The 22610-nt window shown below is 73.7% G+C and carries 15 protein-coding genes; 10 read left to right on the top strand and 5 right to left on the bottom strand.

Features of this window, described 5'->3' with window-relative positions:
* Positions 1–31 precede the first annotated feature (31 nt).
* Positions 32–1054 carry an aldo/keto reductase gene (locus tag ACFQSB_RS27700; RefSeq protein ID WP_380829839.1) on the bottom strand — a complete coding sequence of 341 codons (1023 nt, stop codon included), beginning with the start codon at positions 1052–1054 and terminating at the stop codon, positions 32–34.
* Positions 1055–1064: 10 nt separating this feature from the next.
* The gene (locus ACFQSB_RS27695) at positions 1065–2501 is read right to left on the bottom strand and encodes an aldehyde dehydrogenase (RefSeq protein ID WP_380829838.1); all 1437 of its coding nucleotides are present in this window, start codon (positions 2499–2501) and stop codon (positions 1065–1067) included.
* A 126-nt stretch (positions 2502–2627) separates the two neighbouring features.
* Here ACFQSB_RS27695 and ACFQSB_RS27690 point away from each other — a divergent pair, with 126 nt between their 5' ends.
* The 3 genes from ACFQSB_RS27690 (at position 2628) to ACFQSB_RS27680 (ending at position 8702) form a co-directional block, all read left to right on the top strand.
* Complete coding sequence (locus ACFQSB_RS27690; RefSeq protein ID WP_380829837.1) at positions 2628–3290, top strand: TetR/AcrR family transcriptional regulator; 663 nt, start codon at positions 2628–2630, stop codon at positions 3288–3290.
* Positions 3291–3744: 454 nt separating this feature from the next.
* Entirely contained in the window at positions 3745–6840 is a 3096-nt protein-coding gene (locus tag ACFQSB_RS27685) for a glycosyl hydrolase 115 family protein (RefSeq protein WP_380829835.1), read from the top strand.
* Positions 6841–7019: 179 nt separating this feature from the next.
* Positions 7020–8702, top strand: a complete 1683-nt coding sequence (locus ACFQSB_RS27680; RefSeq protein ID WP_380829834.1) for an alpha/beta fold hydrolase — start codon at positions 7020–7022, stop codon at positions 8700–8702.
* Between the two features lie 77 nt (positions 8703–8779).
* On the opposite strand, the gene ACFQSB_RS27675 is transcribed toward ACFQSB_RS27680, so the two are convergent.
* Positions 8780–10006, bottom strand: coding sequence for a beta propeller repeat protein (locus ACFQSB_RS27675; RefSeq protein ID WP_380829832.1), 1227 nt, complete (start codon positions 10004–10006; stop codon positions 8780–8782).
* Between the two features lie 419 nt (positions 10007–10425).
* Between ACFQSB_RS27675 and ACFQSB_RS27670 the strand changes: the two genes are divergently transcribed.
* Positions 10426–10716, top strand: a complete 291-nt coding sequence (locus tag ACFQSB_RS27670; protein WP_380829831.1) for a hypothetical protein — start codon at positions 10426–10428, stop codon at positions 10714–10716.
* Between the two features lie 207 nt (positions 10717–10923).
* Here the strand turns inward: ACFQSB_RS27670 and ACFQSB_RS27665 are convergent, their stop codons facing one another.
* A complete protein-coding gene (locus tag ACFQSB_RS27665) occupies positions 10924–12132 on the bottom strand; it encodes a cytochrome P450 (protein ID WP_380829829.1) in 1209 nt (402 codons plus the stop codon).
* Between the two features lie 141 nt (positions 12133–12273).
* Here ACFQSB_RS27665 and ACFQSB_RS27660 point away from each other — a divergent pair, with 141 nt between their 5' ends.
* From ACFQSB_RS27660 to ACFQSB_RS27650, 3 genes are all read left to right on the top strand, one after another.
* Positions 12274–12891: a TetR family transcriptional regulator gene (locus ACFQSB_RS27660; RefSeq protein WP_354928250.1), complete on the top strand. Its 618-nt coding sequence runs from the start codon at positions 12274–12276 to the stop codon at positions 12889–12891.
* 206 nt (positions 12892–13097) lie between these two features.
* Positions 13098–13445 (top strand): SPW repeat domain-containing protein, encoded by a 348-nt coding sequence (locus ACFQSB_RS27655; protein WP_380829828.1) that lies wholly within the window; start codon positions 13098–13100, stop codon positions 13443–13445.
* Positions 13442–14047, top strand: coding sequence for a TetR/AcrR family transcriptional regulator (locus tag ACFQSB_RS27650; protein ID WP_354835539.1), 606 nt, complete (start codon positions 13442–13444; stop codon positions 14045–14047). The genes ACFQSB_RS27655 and ACFQSB_RS27650 overlap by 4 nt, the downstream gene beginning before the upstream one ends.
* Positions 14048–14079: 32 nt before the next feature.
* Here ACFQSB_RS27650 and ACFQSB_RS27645 read toward each other — a convergent pair whose 3' ends face one another.
* Positions 14080–14589: a MarR family winged helix-turn-helix transcriptional regulator gene (locus tag ACFQSB_RS27645; RefSeq protein ID WP_380829827.1), complete on the bottom strand. Its 510-nt coding sequence runs from the start codon at positions 14587–14589 to the stop codon at positions 14080–14082.
* 328 nt (positions 14590–14917) lie between these two features.
* Here ACFQSB_RS27645 and ACFQSB_RS27640 point away from each other — a divergent pair, with 328 nt between their 5' ends.
* From ACFQSB_RS27640 to ACFQSB_RS27630, 3 genes are read left to right on the top strand one after another with little or no spacing between them, the layout of a single operon-like run.
* The gene (locus tag ACFQSB_RS27640) at positions 14918–16468 is read left to right on the top strand and encodes a TIGR02677 family protein (protein ID WP_380829826.1); all 1551 of its coding nucleotides are present in this window, start codon (positions 14918–14920) and stop codon (positions 16466–16468) included.
* Positions 16465–17865, top strand: a complete 1401-nt coding sequence (locus ACFQSB_RS27635) for a DUF2398 family protein (protein WP_380829825.1) — start codon at positions 16465–16467, stop codon at positions 17863–17865. The genes ACFQSB_RS27640 and ACFQSB_RS27635 overlap by 4 nt, the downstream gene beginning before the upstream one ends.
* Complete coding sequence (locus ACFQSB_RS27630; RefSeq protein ID WP_380829824.1) at positions 17862–22553, top strand: SbcC/MukB-like Walker B domain-containing protein; 4692 nt, start codon at positions 17862–17864, stop codon at positions 22551–22553. Before ACFQSB_RS27635 ends, ACFQSB_RS27630 begins: the two co-directional genes overlap by 4 nt.
* Positions 22554–22610: the final 57 nt, after the last annotated feature.

The raw sequence follows: 22610 nt of genomic DNA, 5'->3' as shown, positions 1-22610 counted from the left end.
CTTGTCGTTTGTGAGGGTCGGAATGCGCAAATCAGTGCTGGGGGCGGACGTTGAGCTCGCCGTACTGCCCGCCACGCACCCGCGCGGGGTCGAACAGGGCCGTAAGGAAGGCGAGGTCGTCCGCGCTCAGCGGCACGGCCGTCGCGGCGGCGTTCTGGCGTGCGTACGCCGCCCGCTTCGTGCCGGGTATGGGCGCGATGTCGTACGGCTGGGCAAGCAGCCAGGCCAGGGCGATCTGCCCAGGGGCGTGTCCCTGCTCGTCGGCGAACGCCTTCAGCCCCTCGACGAGGCGGAGGTTCTCCGCGAAGTTCTCTTCCTGGAACTTGGGCAGAGTGGAGCGGAAGTCATCGCCGGAAAACGAGGTGCCGCTGGTGAAGCGGCCGGCGAGCGCGGCTCGCCCCAGGGGGCTGTACGGGACGAAGGTGATGCCCAGCTCACGGCAGGTGGGAAGCACCTCCCGCTCCACCTCGCGGGCCCAGAGCGAGTACTCACTCTGGAGAGCCGAGATCGGCGCCACCGCGGCCGCCCGGTGAAGTATGTCCGGCCCGACCGCGCTGAGCCCGATGGCGCGCACCTTGCCCGCGGTCACCAGGTCGGCCATGGCGCCGACCGTGTCCTCGATCGGCACGGTGGGGTCGAGGCGGTGGATGTAGTAGAGGTCGATGTGGTCGACGCCGAGGCGGCGCAGGCTGGCGTCGCAGGCGGCGGCCACATACTCGGGGCGTCCGTCCAAGGCCACCCCGCCCTCCGGGGCGAGCCGGGCGCCGAACTTCGTCGCCAGGACGACCTCGTCGCGCACACCGCGTACGGCGCGGCCCAGCAGCTCCTCGTTGTGCCCGAAGCCCTTCTGGGGCTGGCCGGTGGCCGCACTGGCCGCGCCGTAGATGTCGGAGGTGTCGAAGAAGTCGATGCCGGCGTCGATGGCGGCGTGGATCGTGGCGACGGACTCCTCCTCGTCGGCGTCGCCGTAGAACTGGGACATTCCCATGCAGCCCAGGCCGATCGGCCGGATGGAGATGTCGGTGTGTCCGAGGGTGATGCGGGCTTCCTGCACGACGGTCCTCCTAGACGGCGATGGTCTTGTACTCGATGTATTGGGCGAGGCCCGCGGCGCCGAACTCGCGGCCGATGCCGCTGCTCTTGTAGCCGCCGAAGGCGCCGTCGAAGGTCGGGGTGGCTCCGTTGACGGTCATCCATCCGGTTCGGATCCTGCGGGCGACCTCGACGCCGTGGTCCCGGTCGGCGGTCCACACGCCGCCGCCGAGGCCGTACTCGGAGTCGTTGGCGATGCGGACGGCGTCGTCCTCATCGTCGAACGGGATGACGACCAGGACGGGACCGAAGATCTCCTCGCGGGCGATCCGCATGCTGCTGTCGACGTCGGCGAACAACGTCGGACGGACGTAGTACCCGCCCTCCAGGCCCTCGGGCGTCTCCGGGCCGCCGGTGACCATCCGGGCGCCTTCGGCGACGCCGAGTTCGATGTAGGAGCGCACCCGCTGCAGTTGGTCAGCGCGGACCATGGGCCCGATGAAGGTCTCCGGGTCCGCGGGATCGCCGACGCGGATCCCCTCCACCATGGCGGTGAGCGCGCCGACGACCTCCTCATAGCGGCTGCGCGGGGCGAGGATCCGGGTGTGGGCCACGCAGTTCTCGGCGTTGTTGCCCAGCGACAGGGCCCTAAGGCCTGCCACGACCGCCGTCAGGTCGGCGTCCTCAAGGATGATCGAGGCGGACTTGCCGCCCAGCTCCAGGCTGACCCTCTTGAGCTGCTCCCCGGCGACGGAGGCGATGCGCCGGCCGGCCGCGGTGGAGCCGGTGAAGGCGATCTTGTCGACGCCGGGGTGGGCGACCAGGTACTCGCTCGTCTCGCGACCCGCGGGCAGGATGCTCACCACACCCTCGGGGAGGCCTGCCTCGTCGAAGACCTCGGCGAGGGCCAGGGCGTCCAACGCCGTCTCGGGCGAGGCCTTCAGAATCACCGTGCAGCCGGCGAGCAGCGCGGGCACTAGCTTGACCAGGGCCGACTGGTGGGGCGCGTTCCACGGGATCACCGCGGCCACCACGCCCACGGGTTCGCGGCGCAGCCGTGTCGTGGCCTCGCCCACGGCGCCCACCTGCTCCTCCCAGCCGAGGGCCGCGGCGGCGCGCAGATACGCGTCCGTCTGCTCGGGAACAGCTGACTGGTGCGTCCAGCGGGTGAACCACAGCGGCGAGCCGTTCTCGGAGGTGACCAGGGCCGCGAACTCCTCGGCGCGTGCGGCGTACAGCTTGGAGAACCGCTCCACGACGGCGCTCCGCTCCTGCGGGCTCATCCGAGGCCAGGGCCCCTCCTCGAACGCCCGCCGCGCGGCGGCGACCGCCCTGTCGACGTCGGCGGAGACGGCGTGCGGCGCGGTCCCGACCAGCGACCGGTCGTGTGGCGAGCGCACCTCCAGAGCGTCGCCTCCGGCCGGGGCGACCCACTGTCCCCCGATGTACAGCCTGTCATAAGTGATCACGAGACTTCCCTCCCAGATAGGTGTCCAATGGACCCTTAAGACTGTAGCGGTCCACTGGACACCTAATCAAGTGTCCGGTGGACCGCTACTCTGGAGCTGCCATGATCCGCGGCGCGAGGAGGTTCGATGGACGACGTGGAGGTGCCGGCCTTCCAGCGGGCCAGACGGCCCGAGCACCGAGAACTGCGCCGGCAGGAGATCCTGGACGCCGCGGAGGCGCTGCTGGCCGAGATGCCGGCGGAGGAGATCAGCCTCCGGGAACTCGGACGCCGGCTGGGCGTGTCCAAGACGCATGTGGTGCGTTATTTCGAGAGCCGCGAGGGCGTCTTCCTCGGGCTGCTCAACAGGCTGCTGCTGTCCTGGCTCGACGCACTGGCGGACGAGTGGCCGGAGCCGCCCTGCGAGCCCGACCGGGTGATGCGGGCCTGGGCCGACTCCCTCGCCGCCCGGCCGGTCCTGTGCCAACTGTGGAGCCTGCTGCCGAGCGTCCTGGAGCGGAACGTCTCCGCCGACACCGTACGCATCTACAAACTCGTCGACCTGGAACGCCGCACCAGGCTGGCGCAGCTGGTCAGGGACCGGGTGCCGGCCCTCACCGCGGACGACGCGCTCACGTTGACGCGATACGCCGTCGTCTCACTGGTGGGCCTGTGGCCGTTCAGCAACCCGACCCCGACCGTCGTCGAGGCCACGGCCGACCCCCGGCTCGCGGGCTCCCGGGTGGACTTCGCCACCATGTACGGAGAGATCCTTCAGACCACGCTCGCCGGCCTGCTCACCCGTGCATGAAGCGGGTGCCGGAGTGGTCCTTGGGGCCCGTGGCCATCTGCTTCAGGCACCCTTGGGGAAGGCGTGCTTCTTACCGCCGATCACGGCTACGCAGGCGGCGACCAGGAGCGCCAACGACGCCCAAGTGATCGAAGCGGTGCCCAGATCCGCAATCAGAGAGCACATTCATGGTGAAAGTTTCACCGGCCGCTTCGTGTGCGGTCCGGCTTGTCGGCCTGCACTATCGGAACGGTTGACCACCTGTATGGGGCTCGTTAACATCCGGTTGTTTTTGGGGATTACCGAAACTTTCGTAATACGGGAGCAAATTTCCGTCATCCGCGCCGTTCCGCCCCCTCAGGGAGATCCCAGAATGAGAAGGCACGCCGCAGCTCCCCCTCATACGAAAAGGCGCGGACCATGGAGGCCGCTCCGGATTCTGCTGTCGCTGGCCGTCATCGCCACCGGGGCCGCCGTGTCGGCGCCCGCGGCCGCGACGGCGACGGCCGCGACGGCCCGGCACGAGCCCGCCGACCCCGGCTCCTACATCGCCTTCACCGGCGGAGCCGGGCGCTTCCCCCTCGTCGCGTCGGGCAAGGCGGCGCCCATCGTCGTCAGCGGGAGCGATCACGCCGGCGTGACCCGCGTCGTCGGCGACCTGCGGGCCGACATCGAGCGGGTCACCGGCGTCAGGCCCGCCGTCTCCACGGACCAGGCGCCCCGGGGCGACGTGGTGCTCGTCGGCACCATCGGCAGGAGTCCGCTCATCGACGGGCTGGTCTCCAAGGGCAAGCTCGACGTGAGCGGCATCGCCGGCAAGTGGGAGACCTCCCTGGAGCAGGTCGTCGCCGACCCGCTGCCGGGCGTGCGCCGCGCCTTCGTCATCGCCGGCAGCGACCAGCGCGGCACCATCTACGGCGCCTACGACGTCTCCAGGCGCATCGGCGTCTCCCCGTGGTACTGGTGGGACGACGTGCCGGCCCGCCACCACGACGCGCTGTACGTCCTGCCCGGCCGGCACAGCCAGGGCACGCCGAAGGTCAAGTACCGCGGCTTCTTCATCAACGACGAGAACCCCGCGCTCGGCACCTGGGCGCCCCGCCACTTCGGCCCCGGCCTGGCCGCGGGCTACCCGGGCGGCTTCAACAGCAAGTTCTTCGCCAAGGTCTTCGAGGTCATGCTGCGGCTGAAGGCCAACTACCTGTGGCCGGCGGTCTGGGGACGGGCCTTCGCCGAGGACGACCCGGACAACCACAAGACGGCCACCGCCTACGGCGTCGTGATGGGTACCTCGCACGAGGCGCCGATGATGCGCGGCATCGAGGAGTGGAACCGGCACGCCGTCGCCGCCCAGCGCGACAGCGCGGGCAACATCACCGTGCCCGGCCACGACCCCTACGGCGGCACCGGCGAGTGGAGTTTCCGCCGCAACGGCGAGGCCATCAAGAAGTACTGGGCCGACGGCATCCGCCGCATGAAGGAGCAGGACTTCGAGGGCGTCGTCACCCTCGGCATGCGCGGCAACGGCGACGTCGGCCTGCCCGACGGCGACGGCATCGAGCTGATGCAGAGCATTCTGGCCGCCCAGCGCGAGATCCTGGCCAAGGAGAGCGGTGAGCCCGTGACGTCCATCCCGCAGGTGCAGACCCTCTACAAGGAGGTCCAGCGCTACTGGGACCAGGGGCTTCGCCCGCCGGACGACGTCACCGTCGTCTTCTGCGACGACAACTGGGGCAACATGCGCAAGCTGCCCGACCAGGCGCTCCCCAGGCGCAGCGGCGGCTACGGCATGTACTACCACTTCGACTACGTCGGCGGCGGCCGCAACTACAAGTGGGCCGACACCGTCAACCTTGCCAACACCTGGGAGCAGCTCAACCTCGCCTACACCTACGGCGTGGACCGGCTGTGGGTGGTCAACGTCGGCGACATGAAGAACGAGGAGCAGCCGCTGCAGCTCTTCCTCGACTACGCCTGGGACCCCTCCGGCCTGACGCTGGACCGGCTGGACGACTGGGAGCGGGGGTACGCCGCGCAGAACTTCGGGCCCGAGCAGGCGCGGGCCATCGCCGAGGTGCTGAGCGCGTACGGCCGCCTGCAGTCACGGCGCAAGCCCGAGCTGCTGAACCGCCGCATCGGCCTCGACCCCGCCAAGGACCCGGCCACCGACTCCTCGGCCATCGTCTACGACGACAAGGACACCCCCTTCAGCCTGACGGCCTACCAGGAGATGGACCGGGTCACCGCCGAGTGGCAGGCCCTGGCCGCCAAGGCGGAGAAGATACGCGAGGCCCTGCCCGCCGGGTACGACGACGCCTACTACCAGCTCGTCTACTACCAGGTGAGGGCGACGGCCAATCTGTACGCGCTGCGCAGGGCGCAGTTCACCGGCATCCTGTACGCCAGGCAGGGGCGCGCCGCCACCAACGACCTCGCCGACCTGGCCCAGGCCAGGTTCGACGAGGACCAGGCGATGTCGCAGTACTACAACAAGACCCTGGCCGGTGGGAAGTGGGACGGCTTCCAGCTCCAGCCGAAGATCGGCTACGGCGACATCGAGAGGTACGGACCGAACGCTCCCTGGCAGCAGCCCGAGAAGGACAACGTCGCCCTGCCGGACGCCTTCTACCCGCACCTGCAGCGCATCGAGGTGCCGGCGGCGGCCGACCTCGGCGTCGCGGTCGACGGCTCGGACAAGTGGTGGCCGGCCGAGCGGGCCCCGGCCGTCCTGCCGGCGTTCAGCCCGTACCAGTCCTCGCCGCAGCAGTACATCGAGGTGTTCAACCGCGGCACGACCCCCTTCGGCTACACCGTCAAGCCGTCGGTGCCGTGGGTGAGCGTCACGCCGAGGTCGGGAGAGGTCGGCGAGCAGGTGCGCGTGACCGTGCGCGTCGACTGGTCACGGGCGCCCAAGGGCAGGACCGAGGTGCCCATCACCGTCACGGGCGCGGGCGAGAGCGTGGTGGTCACGGCGGTCGTGGACAACCCCGCGACGCCGCCCTCGCGGGTCAGGGGCTTCGTCGAGGCCGGCGGGTACGTCGCGGCCGAGGCGGCCGACCACACCAGGGCGGTCGGCGCGCCCGGCGTCACCTGGAAGCGCATCCCGGGCATCGGCAAGACCGGAGACGGTGTGACGCCCTGGCCGGTCACCGCGGCGAGCCGCACGCCAGGGGGGGACGGCCCGCGTCTGGAGTACACGATGACCGTGTTCACCACCGGCCCGGTCACGGTCTCGGCGTACCTGTCGCCGAGGAACAACGTCCTGCCGACCGACGGGCTGAAGTACGCCGTGTCGTTCGACGACCAGGCGCCGCAGACCGTGAACGTCACCAAGGCGACCGGCGCGAACGACACGACGATGAACCGGCAGTGGGAGCGCAACACCTCCGACAACGCCAACGTGACCGCGACCACCCACACGATCAGCACGCCAGGAGTGCATGTCCTGAAGTTCTGGATGGTCGACCCGACCGTGGTGGTGCAGCGGCTGGTGGTGAACACCGGCGGCGTCCTGCCCAGCTACCTCGGCCCGCCTGAGAGCAAGGTGGTCCAGGCACGAACGGCACACTGAAGTCAGGGCCGCCGGCACGCCGGCGGCCCGGTCAGGCCGCCACCGCGCGCACCGGCAAGCCGATGTGCCTCGCAGGCCCGCTCGGCGTCACTCGCCGCCCCTCGCCGCCCCTGACCGGCCTCGCACCCGGCGAGACCGTCACCGTGTCGGCCCGCGACCGAAGAACGGAGACCGGCAACATGACGGAGATCACGGGCAACTCCCCGGACGGCGCGCACCTGCCTTGCACGGCGCGCGCACCGCGGCACCCGCCCCCGGCCTCCGCGGCGCAAGCCCACAGGCAGGGCGCCGGAGGTGAGGCCGCGGCCGTGCCGGTCGAGGAAGAGCGGGACGGTGCGAGCGTGGCCCTGGCCCGTGCGGCCCGCGGGCGGGGCGGGTTCGGGCGTCTGGCCCGTGCAGTGCCGGTCACCGCGCTCGCACCGGTCGTCGCGGCGGCCCTCGCGGTCTCCGCCGTCGTCGCCCCTGGCACCGCCGTAGCCGTCGCAGGCCCGGGGCTGCGGTGGGAGGCGTGCGCCGGAGTGAGCGCGCCGGACCTGCGGTGCGCCCGGGTCACCGTCCCCCTCGACCACCGCCGCCCGTCCGGCCCCAAAATCTCCATCGTGATCTCCCGGCTGCCCGCCACCGACCCGGAGCGGCGCCGGGGGGTGCTGCTCACCACCGGCGGCGGGCCGGGAGGGCCGGGCGTTCCGCTGCCCGCGAGCCTCGCCCCCGCGTTGCCCGCCGACGTCCGCGCCCGCTACGACCTGGTCGGATTCGACATGAGGTTCGTCGAGCGCAGCACACCCATCGGCTGCGGGCGGCCCGAGGAGGAGCCGGGCGGGTTCTGGGTGCGGCCCGCGACACCCGGACGCTTCCTCGCCGAGGCGGCCGAGGCCCGGCGGTACGCCGAGGACTGCGTGCGCGTCTCCGGCTGGGCCCTGCCGCACGCCACCACCGCGAACGCCGCCCGCGACATGGACCTCATCCGTGCGGCCCTCGGCGAGGAGAAGATCTCCTACCTGGGCGGCTCCTACGCGGGGCTGCTCGGCGCCGTCTACGGCACGCTGTTCCCGCACCGCGTTGACCGGTTCGTCCTGGACAGCCCGGTGAACGCCGACACGATCTGGCGGCCGTTCGAGCTGAGCCGCACCCCGGCGTTCGAGGAGGGCACGGTGGCCTTCGCCGCCTGGGTCGCCGCGCGGCACGCCGAATACGGCCTGGGGGAGACCACCGCGAAGGCGCACGCCACGCTCACCGGCATCCTCGACCGGGCCACCCGGGCGCCCATCGTCATCGCCGGCCACGCCTGGACCGGCGGCGAGCTGGGCGCCCTGCTGGTGGCCGGGATCTACGACGAGCGGGCCTTCGGCATGGTCGCCGCGGCCTTCGCCGCCGTCGCCGCCGGACGGGAGCCGTTCGTCCCGTTCCCCATCCGTCCCGCGCCACCGGAGGGCGTGCGCGGTGTGCCCGCCGACCACCACACGGCCACCAACACCGCCTACCGCTGCGCCGACGCCCCCTGGCCGCGCGACCCGCGCGTTTACCTGCGCGACATCGCCGCTTATCGGGCGCGTCACCCGCTGTTCGGGCCGGGCAACGCCGATATCAACCCCTGCGCGTTCTGGCCGCCCGCCAAGGACGAGCCGGTGCGACTCGACCGCGACCGCGCGCCGGCCGCCCTGGTCGTGGCGGCCCTGCGGGACGTGGCGGTGCCGGCGTCGGTGAGCAGGGCCGTCGCCGCGCGCATCCGCGGATCACGCCTGGTCACGATCGACGCCCAGACCCACGCCCCGTTCCCCCATTACGGCGACCAGTGCCTCAACGCCACGGTCGCCCGTTACCTCGTCACCGGTGAGCTGCCGGCCGCCGACACCGCCTGCTGATGCCGGCGCCCCGCCTCAACGACACCCACCTGTACCGTCGCGCGGTCCGACCGGCGCACGTTCCGATGGACCGGCCGCTACCGGCGGGCGGTTCCGGAGGGGACACCTCGAAGGGTGAGGCGGGCGACGCGGCCCTGCTCGCCTGACGCCCAGCAGGCCAGGTCGGGGGCGCAGGCCACGGTGTCGTAGGAGCCGCCGTCGAAGTTCTGCCAGCGGTCGCCGGCGGAGAAGGTGACGTCGCTGCCGGTGGGCCCGACCGCGATGGCGGCCCAGGGAAGGTGCGGCAGCCAGGCGACGCCCGAGCGGTAGCCCTGCGGCGGAGCGGACGCCTCGCGCCACGTCGCTCCTCCGTCGCCGGTCATGGCGGCGGCGTCGGGGGAGGGCAGTCCCGGCTGGAAGTCGCCGCCGACCGCGATGCCGTGCCGGGGGTCGCGGAAGGCGAGCGCGAACACTCCGCGCGCCGGGTCGCCCGCAGGGATGGGGGTGTCGGCCACCGTCCAGGTGAGGCCGCGGTCGCGGGAGTGGAACACGCGCGAGCGTGCGCCTCCGCCGGTGGCGAGCCACACGTCGCGGCCTCCGGCGGTCACCAGGCACTGTCCGCTCGCCGCGAAGCCGGCCTCGCCGGGCAGCGCCTCGGGCATGCCGGCGGAGGGCAGAACGCGCCAGCTGCGGCCGCCGTCGTCGGTGGACAGGATGCGGAACCTGCCGTCGACCGGGTCGCTCATCGCCAGGCCGTGCCTGTGGTCGAAGAAGGCCATGCAGTCGTAGAAGGCGCGCGGCTCGTCGTTGCGGAAGGTCTCGGCCCAGGTGCGCCCGCCGTCCTCGGTGCGGTAGACGCGCGAGGCGTCGCCCTCGCCGATCGACAGCACCACGGCGGTGCGCGCGTCGAACGCTTCGATGTCGCGGAACTGCAGGTCGGCGGTGCCGGGCGGGGCGACCGGGCTCCATTCGCGCCCGCCGTCGGTGGTGCGCAGCACGGTGCCGAGGCTGCCGGACACCCACGCGACGCGGCCGCTGACCGGCGACAACCCGCGCAGGCGCCCCTCGGTTCCGGTGGGCCGCGGGTCCCAGGCGAGGCTCACCCGTCCCGCCGCCGCGTCGCCCGTCCCGGGAACCCCCGCGGTGGCGGGCGCGCGCGAGGCGGACACCGCTCCGCCGGCGGCGGGAGCGGCGGAGGGCGCGGAGGCCGAGGGCACGGCGCCGTCGTCCGAAGGGGCGCCGGACACCGCCTGCGCGGAGGCGGGCATCGCCATGACGACCGCCGACACGGCTGTGATCATCCCGAGCACGGATCGAAGCATCATGCCCGGCAAAGTAGCCCAGAATGATCTATTTCGTCCATGTTCGCAGGACGGCGCGACCGCCCCCGCGCACCGCGCCGGCTTGCTGAGCCCGGACCGAGGCTTTGGGCTATACGGGATGACCGCCCAGATTCGCTTCATCTAGCGTGGGTCTCAGGTAAGACGTCGTCTCGACATCTTCCCGGGAACCGACACGGCGCTCCGTCAGCCCGAGCAACCCGCCGGGCGCAAACGCAGGACACGGAGTGATCTCTCATGCTCAAGCATGCTCTGGCCGCCGGCGCCGTGGTGGCCACCACCCTCATCGGCCCGGCCGCGATGCCCGTCCAGCAGGCGAGCGCGGCCACCACCACGCAGGTCTGGCAGGCCACCGTCACGCCGGGAGCGGCGTCCGGCTTAACCGACGACTGCCGGCGCCGGTGGTGCCGCGGCGACTCGCACAGGCGCGGCTCCAGCTCCAGCAGTTCGAGCAGCTCCAGCTCCAGTTCCAGCGGTTCCAGCGGTGGCAGGGGCGGCGGTTCGAGCGGGTCCAGCAGCTCCAGTTCCAGCAGCTCGAGCTCCAGCAGCGGCTCGGGCGGCGGCAGAGGCGGCGGGTCCGGCTCCAGCAGTTCGAGCAGTTCGAGCTCGAGCAGCTCCAGCGGCTCCGGCGGCGGCTGGGACGACGACGGCCGCTGGGGCGGCGGCGGGTCCAGCAGCAGCTCCAGCAGCAGTAGCAGCAGTTCGAGCAGCGGCTGACGGCGTGCCGCGAACCGGGTAGGGCCGTGCCGCGAGGCGCCCGAGGGCGCGCGGCACGGCCCGCTCCGGTGAACGGGTGCGTGGCATGGCCTGGGGTGGGCCGGACGTGACATCGGGCGTGCCACCTGTGACCTGAGGACCGCGGCCGCCGCGGCGGCGTGACGCCGCAGGGCGCCGGCGTGGGGTCAGGCGGGATCCCAGGTGACCGGCAGGCGGTGCACGCCGTAGATGAGCATGTCGGTGCGCAGCGGCACCTCCTCGGGAGGGACGGCCAGGCGCAGCCCGGGGAACCGGTCGAACAGCGCGCGCAGGCCGACCCGCATCTCCACGCGGGCGAGCTGCTGTCCGAGGCACTGGTGGACGCCGTGGCCGAACGCCACATGCCCCGCCGTCACCCGGCGCAGGTCCAGGGTGTCCGGGTCGGGGAAGTGCGCGGGGTCGCGGTTGGCCGCCGGCACCGAGACGGTGACCGACTGGCCGGCCTTGACCAGCCGTCCCCCCAGCTCGACGTCCTCCAGCGCGGTCCGCACCGTGACCGGGATGATGCTCAGATAGCGCAGCAGCTCCTCCACGGCCTGGTCGCCCAGGCCCGGGTCGGCGCGCAGGGCCGCGAGCCGGTCGGGGTGGCTCATCAGCGCCCAGGCGCCGAGCGCGATCATGTTGGCGGTCGTCTCGAACCCGGCGCCCATCAGGGTGCCGCCGATGTTCGCCAGCTCCTCGTCGGTCAGGTCGCCGCTCGCGGCCAGGCCGCCCAGCAGGTCGTCGGTCGGATCGGCGCGCTTGGCCCGCACCAGGTCGCCCATGAACTCCTGGATCGCCGTGTAGGCGGCCGCCTTTCGCTCGGGCGTGGCGTCCAGGCTGAGCAGCAGGGTCATGTCGCGCTGGAAGCGGCCTCGCTCGGCGACCGGGACGCCGAGCAGCTCGCAGATGACCAGGCCGGGGATGGGCAGCGCGAACGCCTCCACCAGGTCGACCGGGGGGCCGTGGCGTTCCATCGCCTCCAGGTGCTCGGCGGTGATCGCCTCGATGCGCCCGGTGAGGCCGCGCATCCGCCGCACGGTGAACTGGCCGGTGAGCAGGTGGCGGTAGCGGGTGTGCTCGGGCGGGTCCATCGCGGTGAACTGTCCCGGGGGCGCCGACGGGGGCCTTTGGCCGACACCGGCCCCCGGCAGCGGGATGTGCGTCAGCTCGGAGCGATGGCTGAAGCGCGGGTCGGCCAGGACGGCGCGCACCAGGGCGTGGCCGGTCACCAGCCAGCCGACGTGGCCGTCGGGATAGGCCATCGGGCTGATGGGGTGCTCGGCGCGCAGCCGGGCGAGCTCTTCGGGCGGGTCGAACGGGCGACCGGCGCGCCGGGCCATCGGGAGCGGGGCCGGGGGAGGGGTCGGGGACATCGCGATCCTTTCGCGGGCGCTTGCCGGCCTTCGGGACGGAGGCCGGACCTCCTGCCGGTTTCCATGTAACACCATCAAATATAAAGATACAACTGATGTAAAAATAGTAGAGATGTAAGAGTCACGTGTAGGCTGATCCGCATGGAGGAGACGCGGCGCGAGCGCAAGAAGCGCATGACCCGGCAGCTGATCGCCGAGACGGCGCTCAGGCTCTTCGCCGAACAGGGCTACGAGCAGACCACCGTCGCGCAGATCACCTCCGCGGCGGACGTGGCCACCAAGACGTTCTTCAACTACTTCCCGAGCAAGGAGGACGTGCTGTTCGCCCACACCGAGCGGCACTCCCGCGTCCTGCTCGACACCCTGGCGGCCCGGCGGGAGGGCGAGAGCATCCCCGACCTGCTGGCGCGCGTCTACGAGGAGACCATCGCCCGGTACGTGGCCGAGGACCCCCCGATGGAGCGCGAGCGCGAGCTGTCGCAGGCGTACGCCCACATGATCATGACGGTGCCCGCACTCCAGGCCAAGGCGCTGCATCTGATGCTCGACCTGCAGCGCCGCATTGCCGAGGAGCTGCTGAAGGCCTTCCCCGGCGAGCTCGACCCGGTGAGCGCCGGGGCGGTGGTCGGCGCCATGATGGGCGCCGTCCAGGGCGCCGGCCTCGCGGGCGCCGCGATCGGCCGTTCACAGGCGGAGGTGCTGGACGCGCTACGGCGCGGCATCGAGGTCGCCATGGCCGGCGTGCGCTCGTTCGGCTGAGCGCACTCGCCGCGTCCCCGCACCCGCCGCGTCCCCGCGACGCCGCGGGGCGTTCGTCGCGTGTCCGGGCGTTCCGCGTCGGCGAAATGCTCACCACGTGCCGCGACGGGCGGTGAGCATAAGGTAACGGCGGCGTCGATTGACCGGGCGGTCAATCAGGACGATGGTCGAGGTCCACGACACCTTTGAGGACGAAAGGCACCGAGATGGATCTGTCCAGAGCATGGCCGGACCTCGTGGCGTTCCTCGCTGGCGCGGCCGCGGTCCTGGCGCCCTTCTTCTGGGCGGGCGGCGCCTCCAACGCCGCCCAGCCCCTGCTCGTGCTCGGCGCGCTGCTGCTGGTCTCGGCGCTGTGGGCGCTGCTCGGAGCCGGCGGCGCGAGCTCCTGGGTGACCGCCGCGTTCGGCGCCCTGCTCGTGGTGTCCCCGTGGGCGTTCGGCTTCGACGGCTCGGCCGCCGCGGCCTGGACGGCATGGATCGCGGGCGCCGCGACGGTTATCGTCACACTGTGGACGGCCAGCCAGATCCGCGGCCGCGCCCGGGTGAACGCGTGATCATACCCTCCGTGTGGTCCCGCACCGCCCGCCGGCGGTCCGGGGCCCCCGGAGGGGAGCCCGACGCGCGCACGCGCATCCTCGACGCGGCCGAGGGGCTGTTCGCCGCCGGCGGCTACGAGGCCACCGCCACCGCCGAGATCGCCAAGCGGGCCGCCGTGCCCAAGGGTCTGGTCTTCCACTACTTCCCGCGCAAGATCGACGTGCTGGTGGCGCTGGTCGACGAGCGCACCGGCATCGAAGAGCTCGGCGACCGGCCCGCCGAGGACGTCCCCGGCGACCCGGCCCGCGCGCTGGCCGGGTTGGCCCGCCGGGTGCCGCTGCGCGCCTCGCCGGCGATGCGGCGCATCCTGTTCCGCGAGGCCGACACCCACACCTCGGTGCGCGAGCGGCTCAGGCACCTCAACGCCGAGATCATCCGCCGCGCCGGCTTCGCGCTGGAGCTGACCCTGCCGGGCGGCCGCGGCGACGCCGCCCGGCTGGAGGCCGCGGCGGCGACGTTCGCCGCCGTGCTGCTCTACCAGGAGAACCTCTGCCTGCTGACCGGCCACCACATCGATCCCGACATGGTGGCCGATCTGATCGTCAGAGCCCTCACCTGACGCCTCCGTGAGCCCTGGGGGACGGCCGGCGGTCAGCGGGCCGGGGAAGCGCCGGAGGCGGGGGAGGCGGCGGGCGCGGAGGCGGGCGAGGCGGCGGGAACGGGCGGCAGGTGGTGCAGCGCCCGGACCAAGGGGGCCAGCTCGGGAAGGGCGCCGGCCTCCGCGAGGGCCCTGGCGAGGACGGCGTCGTGCGCCGGGCGCGCCTCGCCCAGCAGCGCCACCCCCGCCGAGGTCAGCTCGGTGTAGATGCCGCGGCGGTCGTCCTGGCACAGCACGCGCGTCAGCAGTCCGCGGTCCTCCAGCCGGTTGACCAGCCGTGTGGTCGCGCTGCTGGACAGCGCCGCCGCCCGGGCGAGCTGCTGCATGCGCATGTGCCAGCCGTCCTGCCGCGACAGGGCGTCGAGCACGGTGTACTCGACCACCGACAGCCCGTGGCCTGCCTGCAGCTCACGTTCGAGGGCGGCCTCGATCAGGCCGTGCAGCGCCGCGAGCGTGCGCCAGCCCTGTGCGCGGACCTCCACGGCGTCGTCGGCGATTCCCATGACCGGTCCCTCCTCAGGCGCGCCGCCCGGCGGCACGGGACGACGCGCGCATCGTACCAAGCACACGGCGAATAGCGGCGTGTGCAAGTTCTCAGGGACGCGCGCGGGACGGCCCGTGCCAGGGCCGTGCGACGGGTGTCGAGGCGCGTGGCCGCCACACGAGAGCCGATCTTCGTGTATCCATGTATCGATCCTTTGTTCGCACACGGGGTCGCCAGGCAGGTGGGTGAGACAGCCGGGGGAGGGACGATCCGCTTCCCCGCGATCGACGCGATCGCCGCCGCGGGCCTCCGGCCGGAGAGCCCCGCGGTCCGGCCGGGGGAGTGGGATGACCGACAGAGCCGTCACGGGCGGGCCGCGCGCGCCCGGGCTGAGCGCCGCCGCCGTGAGCGACCGCTTCCGCCTGTTCAACTTCACCCGGCGCGACGACCACCTGGTCTACCTGTGGGTGCTGCGAGCGATGGACGGCCTGAGGGCCGTCCACCAGATGCAGGCCCACCCCGACGACGTCGCCCGCGTGCTCGCCGAGCTGGGCCGCGTGCACGACCAGGTGCCGGCCGCCGAGGAGAACCTCCGCGCCCGCCTGGACGCCCTGGCCGACGACGGCGTCGTCCACCGCCTGGAGGACGCCTCACGGGCGGGCAGCCTGGTCCGTTATCGCAACCGCCAGTCGGTGTACCAGTTCAGCGAGCTCGGCTACCAGGCGTTCGCCGCCGTCGAGGAGGTGCTCGCGGCCCGGCCGCAGGACGCCAACCTCTCCCGCCTGGTGTTCTCCGACATCCTGGACGACCTGCGGGCGCTGGCCGCGGCCAACCGCGCCGGCCACGGCGAGCAGATCTGGCGCCGGCTGTCGCGCCTGGACGGCGTCATGGAGGACATGGCACGCCGCTCCGCGCGCTTCCACCTCACACTCGGCGAGATCACCCGCTCCACCGACGCCTCTCCCGAGACCTTCCTGCGCCACAAGAACACCCTGCTCACGCACATGACCGACTTCATGGCCGAGCTCGACCGCTACCTGCCCCGGCTCGACCGGGCCGTACGCGACGTCGAGCGCACGGGCGTGGCCGCCATGCTGGCCCGGGCCGCCGCGGCCGACGAGCGTCCCTTCCTCCACCAGGACGAGCGCCTTTCCGACTGGCGCCGGCGCTGGGCGGTCCTGCGCGCCTGGTTCGCCGCCGACGGCGACGAGGCCTCCCGCGCCGCCGAGCTGCGCGCCGCCACCAGGACGGGCGTGTCCGGCGTCATCGCCCTGCTGCGCCAGATCGCCGAGGCGCAGCGCGGCGGGGTCAACCGGTCGACCCAGCTACGCCACCTGGCCGAATGGGTGTTCAACGCCCCCGACGAGGGCGCCGCCCACGCCCTGACGGCCGCCGCCTTCAACACGCGCACGGCCCGCCACCTGGGCGGCGTCCACGAGGACGCCGACGACATCTCGGTCCGCTCCACCTGGTGGGACGCGCCCGGGGTCGAGATCTCGGTGCCGCTGTTCCGCAAGGGGAAGGCTCCCGCGCCGGGCGTCCCGCAGCCGGCGCGCGGAAGGGCCGGCATCCGCGGCGAGCTGCGCCGCCGCCAGGCCTCCCACCGCGCCGCCGAGCGCGAGGCCGCCGGCGGGCTCATCGAGGCGGGCGTGCACGACCGCGTCCTGGACGAGGCCGAGACGCGGGTCGTCCTGCGCCTGCTCACCCGCGCGCTGGAGGCCCGCACCATCGTCGCCGGCCGGCTGCGCGACGCCTCCGGCGGCAACGAGGTGCTCACCGTCCGCCTGGTCCCCGCGGCGCGGGGCAGCTCGGTGCGCACCCCGCACGGCGTCCTGCACCTCCCGGGCCTGCGGCTCGAACTGGCGCCCGCCGCGCACGCGAGGGGAGCGCTGCGATGAGCGCCCGCGGCGCCGCGGCCGGGGTCGCGCCCGGCGACCTCGGGTCCTACCAGCACGCCGTGCGGCTCGTCCTCACCAACGACCTGATCACCGCCTCCCGTCCGCGCCCCGGCGAGCTGGAGCAGGTCCTGCCGTGGGCCGACCAGCTCACCCGCGACCTGCGCGAGCTGCTCGGTTACACCGTGGTCGCGACCACCCGCCAGGTGCGCGTGGTGCGCCGCCTGGACGCCCTGGACGACACCCAGCGCCACCTGTTCGCCAAGAAGGGCAAGCCGTTCGACCGCCGCCGCCTGGCCTACCTGTGCCTGGTGCTCGCCCTGTTCCAGCGGTCGCGCGTCGAGATCAGCCTGGCCGACCTGGTGCGGGCCTTCGCCCCGGCCGCCGGAGCCATCGAGGGGCTCGGCTTCGACCCGACGCTCGGCGCGCACAAGGCCGCGGTGGTCGACTGCCTCGACTGGCTGGTCGAGCGGGGCGCCCTGCGCATCTCGGACGGCTCGCTGGACTCCTGGGCGCACGACACAGAACGGGGCGACGCCCTGTTCGACATCGACCACGACGTCTGCGCGGTGCTGTTCAAGCCCGCTCGCCCGGTGCAGCACCTCACCAGCGCCGCCGGCCTGCTGGAGGGCGCGGACGGCGGCGCGCGTCCCGGCGAGGCGGCCCGCCGGGCCCGCCGCGCCCTGGTCGAGCACCCGGTCGTCTACTTCGGCGAGCTGGAGCCGGAGGTCGCCGAGGAACTGCGCCGCCCCGCCCTGGCCGCCGATCTCGCCCGGCTCACCGGGCTGGTCGTGGAGCGCCGCGCCGAGGGCGTCATGCTGGCCGACCCCGGCGGCCGCTTCACCGACAAGCCCTTCCCCGGCAGGGGAGGGGCGGTGAACAGGGCGGCCGGGCTGCTGCTGGCCAAGATGGCCGACCTGCTGGAGGATCCCGCCGAGCGGGCGGCGCTGCACTTCGCCGAGCCGCCCGCGCGGGCCGCCGACCAGCGCGAGCTGCTCGCGCGCGTCGACGCCGCGCTGCCACGCGCCGGGGTGGTCGACGCGCTGGCCTGGACGCCGCCCGCCGTCGCCCGCGCGCCCGCCGCGACCGGCGCACCGCCGGCCCCGGTGGCGCTGGTCGAGCGGGCCAGGCTGGCGGGCATGATCCACGAGCTGTACGACGAGCTGGGCGCGGCGTCGTTCTCGGCCGCCTGGCAGCACGACCCCGAGGGGCTGCTGGAGGCCGCGGTGACGCTGCTGGCCGAACTGCGCCTGGTGCGGCGCCATCCCGGCGGGGTGCTGCTGCTCCCGGCGTTCGCCCGCTACCGCAACATCACACTGGCGCTGCCCGACAAGCGCGCCGAGCAGGGCCGGCTCGACCTGGAACCGCCGACGTCTCCCGTGGAGGAACCCTCTTCATGACACCCGCTCTCGGCCGATTCAAACCGTCCCGCGCCGGTGTGATCAACATCTGGGACTACATCGACGAGGAGTTCGTCTTCGCCGACGGGCGTCTGGTGCTGCGCGGGCACAACGGGTCGGGCAAGACCAAGGCCCTTGAGGTGCTGTTCCCCTTCATCCTGGACGGGGTGAGCGACGCCCGGCGCCTGGACCCGTTCAGCGGCGAGAACCGCACGATGAAGTCCAACCTGCTCTACCGCGGCCAGGAGGCCGAGTACGGCTACGTGTGGATGGAGTTCACCCGCGACGACGGCGCGGGGGACGGGGGCGCGCAGGCCGTGACGCTGGTCATCGGCCTGCGCGCCCACCGCCACCGCGACGGCGTCGCCTCCTCGTTCTTCGTGACCGGCAGGCGGGTCGGCGTCGACTTCGGGCTGCTGTCGGCCGACTCCCGGCCGCTCACCGAGAAGCAGCTCAGGGCGTCCCTGGAGCCGGGGGCGCGCTACCGGACGGCCACCGAGTACCGCGCGGCCGTGGACGCCCGCCTCTTCGGGCTCGGCAGAGAACGCTACGCCCAGCTTCTGGACCTGCTGCTGGCGCTGCGCCGCCCGCTGCTGGCCAAGGACCTCGACCCGGTGAAGGTCTCCGACACCCTCAGCGCCGGCCTCAGCCCCATCGACCCTGCGCTGGTCGAGCAGGCCGCCCGCGACTTCGAGAACCTCGCCGCCGTGCAGCGCCTGTTCGACGACCTGACCCTCGCCGACGGGGCGGTCAAGGAGTTCCTGGACCACTACACCGCCTACCTGCGCGCCCACATCCGCCACCAGCTCGACCGCGTCGGCGAGCGCGTCGAGGGCGCGGCCGGCGTCGCCGCCCGGGTCGCCCAGGCCGAGCCCGAGCTGCGCCGCGCCCGCGCCGCACGGCAGGAGGCCGCCGCCGGTCGCGAAGCCGCGCAGGCCGAGCTCGACCGCTACGACGGCCGGCTGTCGGCGCTCAAGCAGCACGATGCCTACCAGGCCAGGGGAGAGCTCGACGGGCTGCGCCGGCAGGTCGCGGGCGAGAGCGCGGGCATCGACGCCGAGCGGCGGCGCCTGGACCAGGCCCGCGAGCACGTCGCCCGGCTCGGCGCCGAGGCCGCGAAGGTCGCCGGGCGGCTCGCCGGCGCGCGGGCCGAGGCCGACCGCCACCTGAACGAGCTGGCCGAGGCCGCCGGACGGGCCGGGGTCGCGGGCGGCGCCGAGATCGCCGAGGCGGCGCCCGAGGAGGGCCTGGCCATGGCCAGGGCCCGCGCCGCCGCACGGCGCGGCGACGTGGAGACCGTGCGCGGCCACCTGGCCGCCCTGGAGGCCGCCGAGGCCCGGCGCGGTCGCGCCGAGCGGTCGGTCCAGGACGCCGACCAGGCCGTGACCGTTGAGCAGCGGGCTCTGGCGTCGGCTCAGGAGGCGCTGGAGGAGGCCCGCACGACGGCCTCCGCCGCCCTGTCCCACTGGGCGGCACAATGGATCACCGCCAACCCCGCCCCCGCCGAGCCCGCCGCCGCCCCCGCAACCGCCCCCGACGCCCCCGCAACCGCCCCCGACGCCTCCGCCACGCTTGACGGTGCCGCGCCCGCCGCCTCTGCCTCCGCAGGCTCTGTCACGCCTGCTGGTGCCGCGCCCGCCGCCTCCGCCGCGCCTGACCTCGGCGGCTTCGCCGCGTTCGGGGCGTCCGCGTTGCCGGGAGGGTGGGCCGTGGCGACCCCGGCGGACCTCGCCGTGCTGGAACAGACGCTGGCCGCGGCCGGCGAACCGGGCGCGCCCCGGCTGCCCGAGGCGTTCGGCGAGCTGACCGAGGAGCGCCGCGCCGAGGTGATCGAGGCCAGGGCGCGGGTGCGGGCCGAGCACGCCCGCGTGAGTGCCCTGCTGGGCGACCTGCGCGCCGAACGCGACGCCGTCGCGGCCGAACGCGACGACGCCCCGCCCGGCGAGGCGGGGCACTCCGGCGGCCGCGGAGGCGAAGGCGGAGAAGGCCAGGCACGTCCCGCCGGCCGGGGCCGATCAGGAGATCGGCAGGCGACCGCCGGGGAGGGATGGGCGACCGCCGGTGAGCGGCGAGCGATCGCTGCGGACGAGCCATGGGCCGCTGGGGACGAGCCGCGGGCCGCCGTAGATGGGTCGGCGTCCGCCGGGGAGGGGCGGGCGGGGGCGCCGTTGTGGCGGCTGGTGCGGTTCGCCGACGGGGTGGACGAGCGGGCCGCCGCCGGCGTCGAGGGCGCGCTGGAGGGCGCCGGGCTGCTCACCGCGTGGATCCACCCCGACCCCGCGCTGACCATGGCCGAGCTGGCCGCCGGCGCGTCGGGCCGCTATCTGGTGGCCCTCCCCGAGGAGCGCCGCCCCGGCGGCCGCACGCTCGCGGCCGTCCTGATCGCCGAAGACCAGGACATGGTGCCCCCCGAGGTCGTCGAGACCGTCCTGCGCTCGATCGCCCTCGGCGACGACCTGGCCGGCGCCTTCCCGGTGGTCAGCACCGACGCCCGGTACGGCCTCGGGCCGCACCTCGGCGGCCGGCCGAAGGCGGCGGCCGAGTACATCGGGGCCACGGCCCGCGCGGCGCGCCGCGCGTCCCGCCTGGCCGGCTACGACGGGCTCATCGCCGAGCGTGCCGCCGCCCTGGCGGGCCTGGAGGAGGAGTCCGAGCGCCTCGCCGCGCTCGTGGCCGGCTTCGGCCGTGCCAGGAAGGAGCTGCCCGGCACCGCGCCGGTCGTCGCGGCGGCGCGCGGCCTCGCCGACCGGGCCACCCGCCTGGCCGTGGCCCGCGCGCGGCTGGAGCAGGCCGGCGGGGAGCTCGTCGGGATGGTCGCCGAGGTCGGCGCGGCCGGCCGCAGGCTCCGCAAGGCCGCCGCCGAGCTGTCCATGCCGCGCGACCCGCGCGAGGTGGACGCCGTCGCGCAGGCCCTGGACGACCTCACCCGCGCGGCCGAGGGGCTGCGCGCCGAGCGCGACAAGGCCGCCACCGCGCAGGGAGACCTCGCCGAGCGCGAGCGGACGGCCGAGCGGCTGGGCGGTGAGCACGCCGAGGCCGCCGCGGCGCTCGCCGCCCGCGAGGCCGCCCACGCGGTGCTGGCCGAGCGGCTGGAGACGCTCGAGCGCACTTTCGACGCCGACCTGCGCGACGTGCTCGGCCGCATCGCCGAGACCGAAGGGCTGATCGAACGGGCGCGCGCGGCCCGCGACGAACGCGACCGCGCCGCCACCAGGGAGCGCGAGGCCGAGGTCCTGGCGGGGGCCGAGCTGGAACACGCCCGCGAGTCGCTGACCGGCGCCTTCGAGGCGCTGGCCGGGCAGGTCGCCGAGCTGGTCCCCTACACCCAGGCCGACCTGCGCCCGCTCGCCGGCGTCGCCGACACCACCCCGTGGCCGAGGGAGAACGACCCCCGGGGGCCCGAGCAGGCCGCCAAGTCCGTCGCCGACCTCATGCTCGAAGATCCCGCGCCCGGCCCGCTGGGATGCGTCCGCGCCACCCTGCCCCCCGACGCCCTGACGATCATCGACGCGTTCGAGGCGGCGACCGGGGGAGGGCGCGCCGTCACCGAGGCCACCCTGAAGAACACCCTCGACCGCGTCTCCAACGGGCTTCGCGACTTCCAGGCGGCGCTGGAGCGGTGCCAGGAGGACTACCGGCTCGACTGGGAGCCCGGCGCGGTGCTGACCGTCCACGTGATCGACGCCGACGGGCGGGTTCCGGTGGCGGCCTTCGCCCGCGGGGTCGCCGAGCGCGCCGCCGAGCAGGGCGTCCTGCTGGAGGACCGCGAGCGCACCGTCCTGGAGGACGAGCTGCTCGCGGGGCTGGCCCGGCAGATCCACGCCCGCGTCGCCGCAGCCAGGGAACTGGTGCGCGGCATGAACGCCGACACCCGGTCCAAGCCGATGTCCTCGGGCACGACCATCGGCATCCGCTGGGTGCAGTCCGACCGCATCGACGACGCGCAGCGCGCGGTGGCGGGGCTGCTGGTGCGCGACGCCGACGCCCTGGGACGGCAGGGGCTGGCGACGCTGCGCGGGCACCTGCGGCGGATGATCAGGGACCACCGGGGCCGCCACTCGCGGGCCACCTACAAGGAGGCGCTCGCCGCGGCGCTGGACTACCGCTCCTGGTACACCTTCGAGCTGCTGATGGCCCGGCGCGGCGAGCCGGAGGTGCGGCTGACCCGGGCCAGGCACTCGCAGATGTCCGGCGGGGAGAAGTCCGCCTCGATCCACCTGCCCCTGTTCGCCGCCGCCAACGCGTTGTACTCCTCGGGGCGGGCCTCGTGCCCGCGGGTGATCGCGCTGGACGAGGCGTTCGCCGGCATCGACGACAACTACAAGCCCGAGCTGCTCGGCCTGACCGTGCGCTTCGGCCTGGACCTGCTCATGACCGGCCACGACCTGTGGTGCACCTACCCGACCGTCCCGATGATCGCCCACTACGACCTGATGCACGACAGCGAGCTGCGCACGGTCTCGACGATCCTCGCGCTGTGGGACGGCGCCCAGGTGTTCGACGCCGACGCGGGATACGCCGGCAACGACGAGCTGGTGGAGGAGCTGCTCGGCTTCACCCCCCGCCGCCACGTGCCCCCCGGGTCCGCCCAGGAGGCCCTGTACGCCGACGAGGATGACGAGGAGGAGTGGGGCTCAGCGGTTCCGGCCGAGGTAAACGGACCGAATCCGGAAAAACGGACTCCTTAAATTAATTCCACAAAGATGTGTCAACCCCACCAGAGCGGGCACGCGAACCCTCGGCAG

Source organism: Sphaerisporangium rhizosphaerae, assembly GCF_042665155.1.
GTDB classification, from domain to species: domain Bacteria; phylum Actinomycetota; class Actinomycetes; order Streptosporangiales; family Streptosporangiaceae; genus Sphaerisporangium; species Sphaerisporangium rhizosphaerae.
The sequence above is the reverse complement of the archived record's forward strand: the minus strand, read 5'-3'. Positions and strand labels throughout refer to the sequence as shown.